Source organism: Actinacidiphila sp. DG2A-62, assembly GCF_035825295.1.
In the GTDB taxonomy this organism is placed as follows: Bacteria; Actinomycetota; Actinomycetes; order Streptomycetales; family Streptomycetaceae; genus Actinacidiphila.
Map to the genome: position 1 here is coordinate 2,842,702 of NZ_JAYMGI010000002.1, position 13,253 is coordinate 2,855,954.

The 13,253-nt window shown below is 72.0% G+C and carries 7 protein-coding genes, 1 tRNA gene and 1 pseudogene; 6 read left to right on the forward strand and 3 right to left on the reverse strand.

Features of this window, described 5'->3' with window-relative positions; translation table 11 throughout:
• Nucleotides 1-20: 20 nt before the first annotated feature.
• Nucleotides 21-1,736, reverse strand: coding sequence for a beta-N-acetylhexosaminidase (locus VSR01_RS12570; RefSeq protein WP_326449331.1), 1,716 nt, complete (start codon nucleotides 1,734-1,736; stop codon nucleotides 21-23).
• A gap of 489 nt (nucleotides 1,737-2,225) precedes the next feature.
• On the opposite strand from VSR01_RS12570, the gene VSR01_RS12575 reads away from it, so the two are divergent.
• Both VSR01_RS12575 and glmS read left to right on the forward strand, forming a co-directional pair.
• A complete protein-coding gene (locus VSR01_RS12575) occupies nucleotides 2,226-2,501 on the forward strand; it encodes a hypothetical protein (RefSeq protein ID WP_326449332.1) in 276 nt (91 codons plus the stop codon).
• A 201-nt stretch (nucleotides 2,502-2,702) separates the two neighbouring features.
• Nucleotides 2,703-4,517, forward strand: a complete 1,815-nt coding sequence (gene glmS, locus VSR01_RS12580) for a glutamine--fructose-6-phosphate transaminase (isomerizing) (RefSeq protein ID WP_326449333.1) — start codon at nucleotides 2,703-2,705, stop codon at nucleotides 4,515-4,517.
• Between the two features lie 70 nt (nucleotides 4,518-4,587).
• On the opposite strand, the gene VSR01_RS12585 is transcribed toward glmS, so the two are convergent.
• Nucleotides 4,588-5,148: a universal stress protein gene (locus VSR01_RS12585; RefSeq protein WP_326449334.1), complete on the reverse strand. Its 561-nt coding sequence runs from the start codon at nucleotides 5,146-5,148 to the stop codon at nucleotides 4,588-4,590.
• An 803-nt stretch (nucleotides 5,149-5,951) separates the two neighbouring features.
• Between VSR01_RS12585 and VSR01_RS12590 the strand changes: the two genes are divergently transcribed.
• The 3 genes from VSR01_RS12590 (at nucleotide 5,952) to VSR01_RS12600 (ending at nucleotide 8,073) form a co-directional block, all read left to right on the forward strand.
• On the forward strand, nucleotides 5,952-7,274 hold the full coding sequence (locus VSR01_RS12590) for a GlxA family transcriptional regulator (RefSeq protein ID WP_326453619.1): 1,323 nt from the start codon (nucleotides 5,952-5,954) through the stop codon (nucleotides 7,272-7,274).
• 21 nt (nucleotides 7,275-7,295) lie between these two features.
• Nucleotides 7,296-7,925 (forward strand): oligoribonuclease, encoded by a 630-nt coding sequence (orn, locus tag VSR01_RS12595; RefSeq protein ID WP_326449335.1) that lies wholly within the window; start codon nucleotides 7,296-7,298, stop codon nucleotides 7,923-7,925.
• A 75-nt stretch (nucleotides 7,926-8,000) separates the two neighbouring features.
• Nucleotides 8,001-8,073, forward strand: a tRNA-His gene (locus VSR01_RS12600).
• Between the two features lie 183 nt (nucleotides 8,074-8,256).
• Here VSR01_RS12600 and VSR01_RS12605 read toward each other — a convergent pair.
• Complete coding sequence (locus tag VSR01_RS12605; RefSeq protein ID WP_326449336.1) at nucleotides 8,257-9,732, reverse strand: cellulose binding domain-containing protein; 1,476 nt, start codon at nucleotides 9,730-9,732, stop codon at nucleotides 8,257-8,259.
• A 552-nt stretch (nucleotides 9,733-10,284) separates the two neighbouring features.
• Here VSR01_RS12605 and VSR01_RS12610 point away from each other — a divergent pair.
• A pseudogene (locus VSR01_RS12610) lies at nucleotides 10,285-13,199 on the forward strand (glycoside hydrolase family 48 protein).
• Nucleotides 13,200-13,253 lie beyond the last annotated feature (54 nt).

Below are 13,253 nucleotides of genomic sequence, written 5' to 3' on the forward strand. Positions count from 1 at the left end.
CCCGCGCGGGGCGGGTGAGATCAGGACGCCGGCCAGTCCACCTGCGGCGAGCGGTAGTAGTCGATCCCCATCGCCGCCCAGCGCGGGCCCTGCGCGGCCAGGCGCACCCGATAGGCGTCCCAGTCGTGCGTGGCCTGCGGGGACCAGCCGATCTCGGCGATGCCGGGCAGGCGCGGGAAGGTCATGTAGTCCATGTCCTTGTTCGCCTGGAGCGTCTCGGTCCACAGCGCCGCCTCGACGCCCCGCACGGCGCCCGCGGGGACGCCCTGGACGAAGGTCGCCGGGTCCCAGTCGTAGGAGGTGCGCACGTCGACGTAGCCGGCCCAGTGCTTGCCGACCGGGGTGGAGGCGTCGTACTGCATGTCGAGGTAGGAGCGGTTGGCCGGTGACATGATCAGCCCGGTGCCGGCCTGGGCGGCCTTGGCGACGTCGGCCTCGTTGCCCGCCGTCCCCCAGTACTGGGCGAGGGCGCCGGGGGCCGGGTGCGCGGAGTCGATCTGGTGCCAGCCGACCGCGGTCTTGCCGTGGGCGGCAACGATCTGCTGGGCCCGGTCGGTGTAGGTGGCGTAGTCGGCGGCGCTGGTGGACTGCGCCTCGTCGCCGCCGATGTGCACGTACGGCCCCGGGGTGAGGGCGGCGATCTCGCGCACGACGTCGTCCAGGAAGGTGTACGTGACCTCCTTGGGCGCGCAGAAGGAGCTGAAGCCGACCGCGGTGCCGGTGTAGAGGGCCGGGGCCTTGCCGTCGCAGTTCAGCTCGGCGTACGAGGCGAGCGCGGCGTTGCTGTGGCCGGGGCCGTCGATCTCGGGGACGACGGTGAGGAAGCGGGAGGCGGCGTAGCGGACGATCTCCCGGTAGTCGGCCTGCGTGTAGTAGCCGCCGGAGCCGCCGCCGACCTGGGTGCTGCCGCCGTAGGAGGCGAGGCGCGGCCAGGAGTCGATCGCGATGCGCCAGCCCTGGTCGTCGGTGAGGTGCAGGTGCAGCGTGTTGATCTTGTACAGGGCGTACTGGTCGATGGCGCGCTCGACCTGGGCGACGGTCAGGAAGTGCCGGGCGGAGTCGAGCATCGCGCCGCGGTAGGCGTAGCGCGGCACGTCGCGGATGTCGGCGTCGGGCACGGTCCACGCGACGCCGGAAACAGCGTCGTGGCTCTCGACGGCGGCGGGCAGCAGCTGACGCAGGGTCTGCACGCCGTGGAAGAGGCCCGCCGGGGTGCGGGCGGTGACGGTGACGGCCTGCGCGGTGGTACGCAGCCGGTAGCCCTCGTCGCCGAGGCCCGGATCGGCGGAGTCCAGCGCGAGCACGATGCCCGCGGGGTCGGCGTCGCGTCCGCCCTCGCCGTCGGCGGTACGGCTCTGCTCGACCGGCAGCGGGTAGCCGGTGGCCGGGCGCAGCAGCGCGGCGGCGTAGTCGGCGACCGCGTGGGCCTCCGGCGAGCCGGCGTCGGGGGCGTCGGCCCCGCCGTCGACCTCGATCCGCGTCCCGGAGGTGATGCGGAAGGCGCCGCCGCCGGCCTGCACCGCGGCCGGCACGGGGATGACCCGCGCGTCGACTTCCGCCGCGGCGGCCCGCGAGGCGGCCGAGCCGGAGCCCGAGGCCGAGCCCGAGGCGGTCGCGGCGCCCGAAGCGGCCCCGGGCGCGGACCCCGGCGGGGAGGACGCGGCGCGCGCGCCGGCGGCCGTGGCACCGGACGCCAACAGCAGGGCGCACAGCACCCGGGGCAGCGCCCCTCGCATCCGCGGCGCCCCCCGGCCCGACCGGCCGCCCGACCGCGACGGCCCGCAGGCCCCGGACGGCCCGGAGCGCTCGCCCTCGGACGCCGCCTCGGACCCGTACGTCCACGCAAAAGCCCTGACTCGTCTCACGCCCCACGACTACCCCCGCGCCCCGGGGCGGTCAAGGCGACCGGGCCGCCCCACCCCGGACCGCCACCCGCCCGGCCCCGCGCCGCCCCCGACGCCGGCCCCGGCACCGGCCCCGACGCCGACCCCGGCACCGCGCCGGCACCGCGCCGCCCACACCCGCCGCCACGTCACGCCGAGCAGCCCCGAGCAGCCCCGAGCAGCCCCTGAGCCACCCTCGAAGCGACCCCCGAAGCGACCCCCGCCCCTCTCCTCGCGCCTCCTCACCCCTCCTCACCCCTTTGGCCGCGCTTGCGCGGCTGATCTGCCCGGAATCGGGCAGGATTCTTGCAAAGCAAAGATGATCACACCAGTATTCGTCGGGTGCTCGAACGCCGGACGCCGTACGACGACCTGATCGACCACCTGGTGCGCACCACCCCGCTGCACCGAGGGGAGGCCGGGCGGGTGGTGCTGGACGTCCTCGCGTACTTCGACGAGACGACGGAGGAGTTCGTCCGCCGGCGGCACCGCGAACTCCAGGCGAAGGGCATGGTGAACACCGAGATCTTCGAACGCATCGGCGAGGAGCTGCCGCACCGGGCGGTGGCGCCGCCCGCCCTCTCGGCCCGGCAGCTGCGCCGCATCGTCTACGGCTGACCCGGCCGCCCCCGGGCACGGCGCGCCTCCCCCGGACACGCCGCGCGCCCCGCCCCACAGCGCACCCACGAGCATCCACGAGCACCCGGAAGCACCCCCGCAAGCACCCAACCGAGCCCCCACGAGCACCACGCGCGGCGCCCCACCCTCACGCCGGAGGCCGGCCGCGACCGGACAGGAACAACGGAAAAGAGACGGAACATGTGCGGAATCGTCGGTTACATCGGCAGGCGCGACGTCGCGCCGCTGCTGCTGGAGGGCCTGCAGAGGCTGGAGTACCGCGGCTACGACTCGGCCGGCGTGGTGATCCACGGCAAGTCCGGCGAGCTGCGCGCGGTCAAGGCCAAGGGCCGGGTGCGCGAGCTGGAGAGCCGCATCCCCAAGCGGTTCGCCGGCACCACCGGCATCGCGCACACCCGCTGGGCCACCCACGGCGCGCCGAGCGACGAGAACGCGCACCCCCACCTGGACAGCGAGAGCAAGGTCGCCGTCGTCCACAACGGGATCATCGACAACGCCTCCGAGCTGCGCGCCAAGCTCGTCGCCGACGGCACGGTCTTCGCCTCCGACACCGACACCGAGGTGCTCGCCCACCTGATCGGCCGCGCCCAGGCCGAGACCCTGGAGAAGAAGGTCAGCGAGGCGCTGCGGTCGATCGAGGGGACCTACGGCCTCGCGGTGATGCACCGCGACTTCCCCGACCGCATCGTGGTGGCCCGCAACGGCTCGCCCGTGGTGCTGGGCATCGGCGAGAAGGAGATGTTCGTCGCCTCCGACGTGGCGGCGCTGATCGCGCACACCCGCCAGGTCGTCACCCTCGGGGACGGCGAGATGGCCACGCTCAAGGCCGACGACTTCCGCACGTACACCACCGAGGGCTCGCTGACCACGGCGACGCCGACCACGGTGGAGTGGGAGGCCGAGTCGTACGACATGGGCGGCCACGACACGTACATGCACAAGGAGATCGCCGAGCAGGCCGAGGCGGTGGACCGGGTGCTGCGCGGGCGGATCGACGACCGGTTCGCCACCGTGCACCTGGGCGGGCTGAACCTGGAGCCGGGCGAGGCCCGCCGGGTGCGGCGGATCAAGATCCTCGGCTGCGGCACCAGCTACCACGCGGGCCAGATCGGCGCCCAGCTCATCGAGGAGCTTGCCCGCATCCCCGCGGACGCCGAGCCGGCCTCGGAGTTCCGCTACCGCAACCCGGTGGTGGACCCCGACACCCTGTACGTCGCCGTGTCGCAGTCCGGCGAGACCTACGACGTGCTGGCCGCGGTCCAGGAGCTGAAGCGCAAGGGCGCGCGGGTGCTCGGCGTGGTCAACGTGGTGGGCTCGGCGATCGCCCGCGAGGCCGACGGCGGCACCTATGTGCACGCGGGCCCCGAGGTGTGCGTGGTGTCCACCAAGTGCTTCACCAACACGGTGGTGGCCTTCGCGCTGCTCGCGCTGCACCTGGGCCGTATCCGCGACCTGTCGGTCTCCGACGGCCGGCGGATCATCGAGGGCCTGCGCCGGCTACCCGGCCAGATCGACGACATCCTCAAGACCGAGCCGGAGATCAAGCGGCTCGCCAAGAGCTACGCGGACGCCAAGTCGATGCTCTTCATCGGCCGGGTGCGCGGCTTCCCGGTGGCGCGCGAGGCGTCGCTGAAGCTCAAGGAGGTCTCGTACATCCACGCCGAGGCGTACCCGGCGAGCGAGCTGAAGCACGGGCCGCTGGCGCTGATCGAGCCGGCGATGCCGACCGTGGCGATCGTGCCGGACGACGACCTGCTGGAGAAGAACCGGGCGGCGATGGAGGAGATCAAGGCGCGCAGCGGGCGCATCCTGGCGGTCGCCCACCAGGAGCAGGAGAAGGCCGACCACACGATCGTGGTGCCCAAGAACGAGGACGAGCTGGACCCGATCCTGATGGGCATCCCGCTGCAGCTGTTCGCCTACCACACGGCGCTGGCGCTGGGCCGCGACATCGACAAGCCGCGCAACCTCGCGAAGTCCGTCACCGTGGAGTGAGGATCACCGGCCGAGTGGGTCTCACCCGGAGTGTGCGGGTCGCCAGGTGAGACTCACCGTGCAGTGAGCGTCACGGAATGACGACCACCGGTCGCTGGGCGCGGCGGGCCAGGCGCCCGGCGACCGATCCGAAGATCCGGCCGGCCAGCCCGTGGGTCCCGCCGACCACGATCGCGTCGGCCTCGTACTCGCGGCCGACCTCCTCCAGCTCGTGGCAGATGTCGCCGCCGCGCTCCACCAGCACCCAGGAGATCTCGGCGAGGTGGTCGGCGCAGGCCAGCTCCAGGCCGAGCACCTCGGTGCGGTGGTCGGGGACGTCGACGAAGACCGGTGGCTCACAGCCGGCCCAGACCGTGGCCGGCAACCGGTTGGCCACGTGCACGATGATCAGCGCGGAGTGCGTCCTGCGGGCCATGCCCACGGCGTACGCCAGCGCGCGCTCGCTGGACAGGGAGCCGTCGAAGCCCACCACCACGCCGTGCCGGAAGGCCGGGTCGCACGCGTGGCTCTCTTCCGTGGCGCGTTCGGGCAGCGCCGCCGACTCGGCGAGGGACGGCCTGCGGTCCGCAGGGGCCCCGCGCTCGGCGGGCGGCCTGCGGTCGGCGGGCTCGGGAATCTCATGACCGGCCATGATGCGGATTCTCGGCGAGGGCGGCGCTGACGCGCCGAGCAGCGGACAGGACGGTTCGCGCGGAGCGGGGCCGCCGACCAGCCGGTTTCGGCCAGTTCGCCACTTCCCGTCCCACTCTCCCCAGAGTACGGCCGTGGAGTCCGTCTGCACAGGCGCTACGGACCCCACACGGTCTCCCGTACCCGAAGTTCCCAGGAGAATGCCGGAGCGGGGGCCGGAACGCAACGGGATCACGCCAACCGGGGACATGGCCGGGCGCACGGGCGCATCCCGGGGGCGCATGCCCCGGGCCGCAGGCCGGCGCGGTGCGTGCCTGGTCAGCGCGGGCGCGGCGGCATTCGCGGAGCGACCCGGCGAACAGCCCGTACCGAGGGAATTCCCAGTGGATTCCCAGCGGACACCCGCCTTTCGCGCCCCCGGCGCACCACCCGGCGCTCCAGGCCCAGCCGCGCCACCAGAAGGGCGATTTTCGGCCAACTTCCCTTGCCCGTCGCGGACTTGAGCAGGAGGCGGGCTAACACCTCCACCACCTGCGGTTCTACGATGCGCGGTGACGCAGGAGGTCGTTTCCACGGGCCGCGCGACAGGAGGCGTACTTCCCAGCGCGCTCTGCGAGTGAAACGCTTCGTGATCGAATGCTTCACGCCACGTTGTCTTGTCGACTTAGCGTCAGATGGTGAACTTGTCACTAACGCCCCACCTGACACAGTAGATTTGATCATGAGGTGGCTGCGCTGGATCAACGGGGGAGTACGTGCAGGACCGAGGGGACGACGCGTCGATACGAGGGGGGCTTGAGCTCCATGACCCAGGAGTCCAGTTCCGGTACGGCGACGGAGACTTCGTCGCAAGCACCATCGGCATCGCCCCGCGCCATCCGCAAGCTGTCCGCGCGGAGACGACCTGAAGTCGTCGCGGTGCTGCTGTTCAGCGGCGGCCCGATATTCGAGAGCTCCATACCGCTGTCGGTGTTCGGCATCGACCGCCAGGACGCCGGGGTGCCGCGCTACCGGCTGCTGGTGTGCGCGGGCGAGGACGGCCCGCTGCGCACCACCGGCGGCCTGGAGCTGACCGCGCCCTACGGCCTGGAGGCGCTGTCGCGGGCCGGCACCGTCGTGGTGCCGACCTGGCGCTCGATCTCCCAGGCGCCGCCGCCCGAGGCGCTGGAGGCGATCCGCCGCGCCCACGAGGAGGGCGCGCGGATCATCGGGCTGTGCACCGGCGCGTTCGTGCTGGCCGCCGCCGGGCTGCTCGACGGCCGCCCGGCCACCACGCACTGGATGTACGCGCCGACGCTGGCCAAGCGCTACCCGTCGGTGCACGTCGACCCGCGGGAGCTGTTCGTCGACGACGGCGACGTGCTGACGTCCGCGGGCACCGCCGCCGGCATCGACCTGTGCCTGCACGTGGTGCGCACCGACCACGGCGCGGAGGCCGCGGCGGCGCTGGCCCGCCGCCTGGTGGTGCCGCCGCGCCGGGCCGACTGGCAGACCGGCCAGGGCGGACGCCACCTGGACCGCTCTTTACCCGAGGAGATCGGCGCGGACCCGCTGGCCGAGGTCGTCGCCTGGGCGCTGGAGCACCTGCACGAGCAGTTCGACGTGGAGGCGCTGGCCGCGCGCGCGTACATGAGCCGGCGCACCTTCGACCGGCGGTTCCGGTCGCTGACCGGCAGCGCCCCGCTGCAGTGGCTGATCACCCAGCGGGTGCTCCAGGCGCAGCGGCTGCTGGAGACCTCCGACTACTCGGTGGACGAGGTCGCCGGACGCTGCGGGTTCCGCTCGCCGGTGGCGCTGCGCGGGCACTTCCGCCGGCAGCTGGGCTCCTCCCCCGCGTCGTACCGGGCCGCCTACCGGGCCCGCCGGCCGCAGGACGAGCCGGACCGCACCCCGCCGCCCGAACCGCCCGCGGCGCTGCGCCGGCCGCACAGCGGCCCGCACGGCGGCGCGCACCCCGGTCCGGCGTCCCAGGTGCTGACCATCCCCGGCAAGGCCGACCCGGAGGTCTACCGGGTGCCGGAGCAGCCGGGGCGGGGCGAGGCGGAGCACGCCGGCCGGACCCGGCTGCGGGCCGGGCGGGGCCTGGGCGCGGCCCTGCCGGGGCCGCGGGATCGCCCCGTGGGCTGAGGGGAACGTAGGGTGAGGGGCATGAACGACCGGATGGTGTGGATCGACTGTGAGATGACGGGGCTGTCGCTGGCGCACGACGCGCTGATCGAGGTGGCCGCCCTCGTCACCGACTCCGAGCTGAACATCCTCGGCGAGGGGGTGGACGTGGTGATCCGTCCGCCCGCCGAAGCCCTGGAGTCCATGCCCGAGGTCGTGCAGCAGATGCACACCGCGTCCGGGCTGCTGGACGAGCTGGCCGGCGGCGTCGGCATGGCCGAGGCGGAGAAGCTGGTACTGGACTACGTGCGCGAGCACGTGGCCGAGCCGCGCAAGGCCCCTCTGTGCGGCAACTCCGTCTCGACCGACCGCGGCTTCCTCGCGCGGGACATGCCGACGCTGGAGCAGCACCTGCACTACCGCATCGTGGACGTCTCGTCGGTCAAGGAGCTGGCCCGCCGGTGGTACCCGCGGGCCTACTTCAACAGTCCGGAGAAGAACGGCAACCACCGGGCGCTGGCCGACATCCGGGAGTCCATCGCGGAGCTGCGCTACTACCGCGAGGCGGTGTTCGTGCCGGCGCCGGGCCCGGACACCGACACCGCCCGCGCCATCGCGGCCAAGCACGTCCTCCCGGCCGCCTCCGAGGCCGCCTCGGGGCCGGGCCACTGACCCCGCGAAAGCCTGGCGCGACCACCCTCCGGCACCCTGTACACTTTTCCAGGTGACGCGGAAGCGCCGCACGCGGTGGGTGTAGCTCAGCTGGTAGAGCACCTGGTTGTGGTCCAGGATGTCGCGGGTTCGAGTCCCGTCACTCACCCTGAACGATCAAGGCCCGGCCCGGGTTCCCCGGGGCGGGCCTTCGTCGTGTGCCGGCGTCGGCCGCACGGGCGCGCGCCCGCGAAAGGGGGCGGCCCCGTGCACGCCATCCATGCACGGGACCGCCGGTCCGTGGCCGCCGCCCCGGGAGGGCGGCGGGCGGTTCAGGCCGCTCGGCAGGGGATCAGCCGAGCGACGCCAGGTGGTTCTTCAGGCCGAGGCCGTAGTTCGTCGGGGTGCCGTCGTAGGAGGAGATCAACGACGGGCCCGAGGAGCAGTCCCAGGTATTCCAGGTCCACCCCAGATACCCCAGTTGATGGGTGTCCAACCAGCTCATGAAGGAGTCGACGAAGGAATGGGCGCAGGTGTTCTCGCCCGTCTCCCCCGCCACCAGCGGAACCTTGGCCGCGACCGGCGCGAGTTGGGAGTCCCAGCAGGACGCGGAGGAGCAGGTGTTGAAGTTGTACACGTGCACCGCGGCGCCCAGGTTGCCGGTCGGGTCGGTGGGCTCGTGGGCCAGCCAGCCGGTCAGGTCGTTGGAGTACGCCAGCCCGCCCATCAGGACCACATTGGTCGCGCCCGTGCCGCGGACCGCGTTCAGCAGGCTCTGCATGCCGGCCACCTGGTAGCCGATGCCCGGGCAGGTGCCGCCGTCCCGCCAGCAGGTCCACGCCTGCTCCGAGGTGGAGGTGGCGCGGTCCGGGTAGGGCTCGTTGAACAGGTCGAAGACCACCGAGGTGTTCGACTTGAAGGTGTTCGCCACGCTGGTCCAGAACGGGATCGCGTACTGGGCGTCCGGCATCGGCTTCTGGCAGGTCGCGTCGACGTCCGAGCAGCCCGCGGAGTTTCCGGTGTACGTGCCGTGGGTCCAGTGCAGTTCGACGATCGGCGTGATGCCGTGCGCGACCAGGCGGTCGACCCAGCCGGTGATCGCCGCGATGTAGTTCGCGCCGCCGTCCGCGGCCGGCACGTACGGCAGGCCCTCCCAGCAGTCCTCGTTCAGCGGCACGCGGACCGCGTTGACGCCCTTCCAGCTGGTGATCGCGTCGATCGCCGCGTCGTCCACCGGGCCGTCGAAGATGCCGTTGCCCTGCGCGCAGGCGAACTCGGTCCCGGAGCGGTTCACCCCGTGCAGCACGACCTGCTTGCCGGTGGAGTCCACCAGCTTGTTGCCCGAGACGTGCAGCTTGGGCGGCGCGGTGTCGCCGGGCGGGCCGGTCGGCGGTGAGGTGGGCGGCGAGGTGGGCGGCGACGTCGGCGGCGAGGTGGGCGGTGTGCCGTCCTCGTCGCAGGTGACGCCGTTGAGCTTGAACGCCGTCGGCGCCGGGTTGCCGCCGGTCCAGCTGCCCAGGAAGCCCAGCGAGACCTGGCCGCCGGTGGCGATCGTCCCGTTGTACGACAGGGAGGCCGCGGTGACGGTCGTGCCGGACTGGGTCCAGGTGGCGTTCCATCCCTGGGTGACCTTCTGGCCGGCCGCGAAGTCGAAGCTGAGGGTCCAACTGGTGGTGGGCGCGGCGTTGTTGGTGACGACGACGCCGCCCTGGAAGCCGCCGGTCCACTGGTTGGCGACGGTGTAGGCGACCGAGCAGGCCGGCACGGCGCCGGACGCGGTCGCGCCGAGCGCGGGCAGCAGCGCGGCGGCGGTCGCCGCGGTCGTCACGGCGGCCGCGCCGAAGGCGGCGACACGCGTCCGCCGCCGTGCGGACCGGCGCGCCGGGGGCGGCGCCGATCCCGGTGCACGGCGGAGCAGGGATCGTCGCATGAGCGACTCCTGGGAGTGGGAAGTGGTGGGGGGAAAGGCCAAGCTGTGGACACGCTCCCACTGGTCCGACGGACGACCCTAGCGGGTGGTGGCCCGGCTCGGTAGGGGCCCGATAAAGACTTCGACGTTCACCCGCGTGAAATGGCCGTGAAAAGCCGGTTCAGCTTCACCTCTTGACACTGCCTCACCACGGCTCGATGGTGGGAGCGCTCCCACTGGTTCAGTCATTGTCCATTCGGTGCGCCCGCGTACGCCGTATGCCCGCGCAAGTCCGCGCGCATTCCGGTCCGCCCGCGCACCCCGGCATCCCCCCACGATCCCCCACGATCCCCCCACACCAGAACCGCGAGGAGGACCTCCCGCATGCCCAGAGGAAGACCCTTCCGTCTCCCGTTGCGCACGCGCGACCGCGACGGTCGTGACCACGCCCCCGGTGGCGGCCCCACGCGCGTGCGCGCGCGGCGGCGGCTGCGCCGGCTGGCCACCGCGTTCACCGCCGCGCTCGCCCTGCCCCTGGGGCTGACCGCGGCCGGCGGCGGCGACGTCGCGCACGCCGCCGGCGTCCAGTGCAGCGTCGACTACTCGACGAACGACTGGGGTTCCGGCTTCACCGCCAACGCCAAGATCACCAATCTCGGCACCTCGGCCATCAACGGCTGGACGCTGACGTACGCCTACGCCGGCAACCAGACGCTGCAGAGCGGCTGGAACGGCACCTGGTCGCAGTCCGGCAAGAACGTCACCGTCAAGTCGCTGGACTGGAACGCGGCCATCCCGGCCAACGGCAGCGTCACCACCAGCGCCAACTTCAACTACAGCGGCACCAACACCGCGCCGACCAGCTTCTCGGTCAACGGCACGGTCTGCGGCGGCGCCCACCAGGCCCCGCTGCCGGTGCTGACCAGTCCCTCGGCCGGGGCGACGTACTCCGCGGGAGCGACCATCCCGCTGGCCGCGACGGCGGTGGCCGCCGACAGCGCGACCATCACCAAGGTGGAGTTCTACAGCGACACCACGCTGCTGGGCACCGACACCACCGCGCCGTACACCTTCGACTGGACCGCGGTCCCGGCCGGCGACTACTCGGTCTACGCCAAGGCGTACGACAGCCTGGGCGCGTCCGGCGAGTCGACACCGGTGGGCGTGCACGTGGCGTCCGGGCCGTCGATCACCGCGTCCCCCGGGCAGTTGAGCGTGCAGCAGGGCAAGACCGGCACCTTCGGGGTCAAGCTCTCCGCCGCGCCGTCGTCGAACGTGACGGTGGCGGTGGCGCGCTCGTCCGGCAACACCGGTCTGAGCGTGCAGTCCGGCGCGAGCCTGACCTTCACGCCGTCCAACTGGAGCACCGCGCAGAACGTCACGATCGCCGCCGACGCCTCCGGCACCGGCTCGGCCGTCTTCTCGGCGACCGCGACCGGCTACGGCAAGGCGGACGTGACGGTCAGCGAGATCGGCGCGACCAGCGACTACAACGCGCGCTTCCTGTCGCTCTACAACAAGATCACGGACCCGGCGAACGGCTACTTCTCCCCCAGGGCATCCCGTACCACTCGGTGGAGACGCTGATCGTCGAGGCGCCGGACTACGGTCACGAGACCACGTCCGAGGCGTACTCGTACCTGATCTGGTTGCAGGCGATGTACGGCGAGGTCACCCAGGACTGGAGCAAGTTCAACGCGGCCTGGACGACCATGGAGACGTACATGATCCCCACCCATGCCGACCAGCCGACGAACAGCTTCTACAACGCCAACTCGCCGGCCACCTACGCGCCCGAGCACGACCTGCCGTCGGACTACCCGTCGGTGCTGGACAAGAGCGTGCCGGTGGGCGTGGACCCGATCGCCGGCGAGCTGAAGTCGGCGTACGGCACCGATGACATCTACGGCATGCACTGGCTGCAGGACGTGGACAACATCTACGGCTACGGGGACACCCCGGGCGGCGGCTGCGAGCTGGGCCCGACGGCCAAGGGCCCGTCGTACATCAACACCTTCCAGCGCGGCTCGCAGGAGTCGGTCTGGGAGACGGTGCCGCAGCCGACCTGCGACGCCTTCAAGTACGGCGGCAAGAACGGCTATCTGGACCTGTTCACCGGTGACTCCAGCTACTCCCAGCAGTGGAAGTACACCGACGCCCCCGACGCCGACGCGCGCGCGATCCAGGCCGCCTACTGGGCGGACACCTGGGCGCAGGCGCAGGGCAAGGAGGCCGACGTGAAGGCCACCGTGGCCAAGGCCGGCAAGATGGGCGACTACCTGCGGTACGCGTTCTTCGACAAGTACTTCAAGAAGATCGGCAACTGCACCAGCCCGACCTCGTGCGCGGCCGGCACCGGCAAGGACAGCGAGCACTACCTGCTGTCCTGGTACTACGCGTGGGGCGGCTCCGAGGGCTCCGGCGGCGGCTGGGCGTGGCGGATCGGCGACGGCGCCTCGCACTTCGGCTACCAGAACCCGCTGGCCGCGTACGCGCTGACCACGGACGCGAACATGGCGCCCAAGTCGGCCACCGGCAAGTCGGACTGGACCACGAGCCTCAGCCGGCAGCTGGAGTTCTACCGCTGGCTGCAGTCCGACGAGGGCGCGATCGCCGGCGGCGCGACCAACAGCTGGAACGGCGCCTACGCACAGCCCCCGGCCGGCACGTCGACCTTCTACGGGATGGCGTACGACTGGGAGCCCGTCTACCACGACCCGCCGTCGAACCAGTGGTTCGGCATGCAGGCGTGGTCGATGGAGCGCGTCGCGGAGTACTACCAGCAGACCGGCAACGCGCAGGCCAAGGCCATCCTCGACAAGTGGGTGACCTGGGCGATCTCGCAGACCACGATCAACTCCGACGGGACCTTCCTGATCCCCTCGGACCTGCAGTGGAGCGGGCAGCCGGACACCTGGAACGCCTCCAGCCCGGGCGCCAACGCGAACCTGCACGTGACCGTGTCCGCGTACGGCACCGACCTCGGCGTCACGGCGGCCTACGCCAAGACGCTGGCCTATTACGCCGCCAAGTCCGGGAACACCGCCGCCAAGACGACGGCCAAGGCTCTCATCGACGGCATGTGGAACAACTACCAGGACCCGCTGGGCATCGCGACCCCGGAGACGCGGAAGGACTACAGCCGCTTCAACGACCCGGTGTACGTGCCGTCCGGCTGGACCGGCACGATGCCCAACGGCGACAAGATCAGCAGCAGCTCGACCTTCCTCGAACTGCGCTCGTGGTACAAGAACGACCCCAACTGGTCCAAGGTCCAGGCGTACCTGGCCGGCGGAGCGGTCCCGTCGTTCACCTACCACCGCTTCTGGGCGGAGGCCGACATCGCCATGGCGATGGGAGCGTACGCCCTGCTGTTCAACGCCTGACGGCCGCCGGCACACCGCTGACGACCGACACCACCCACGCCCGACGGCCGGCAG

Coding starts and splice junctions, on each gene's coding strand:
- orn (WP_326449335.1), top strand. CDS start 7,296: ATGAACGACCGGATGGTGTGGATCGACTGTGAGATGACGGGGCTGTCG.
- glmS (WP_326449333.1), top strand. CDS start 2,703: ATGTGCGGAATCGTCGGTTACATCGGCAGGCGCGACGTCGCGCCGCTG.
- VSR01_RS12585 (WP_326449334.1), bottom strand. CDS start 5,148: ATGGCCGGTCATGAGATTCCCGAGCCCGCCGACCGCAGGCCGCCCGCC.
- VSR01_RS12590 (WP_326453619.1), top strand. CDS start 5,952: ATGACCCAGGAGTCCAGTTCCGGTACGGCGACGGAGACTTCGTCGCAA.
- VSR01_RS12570 (WP_326449331.1), bottom strand. CDS start 1,736: ATGCGAGGGGCGCTGCCCCGGGTGCTGTGCGCCCTGCTGTTGGCGTCC.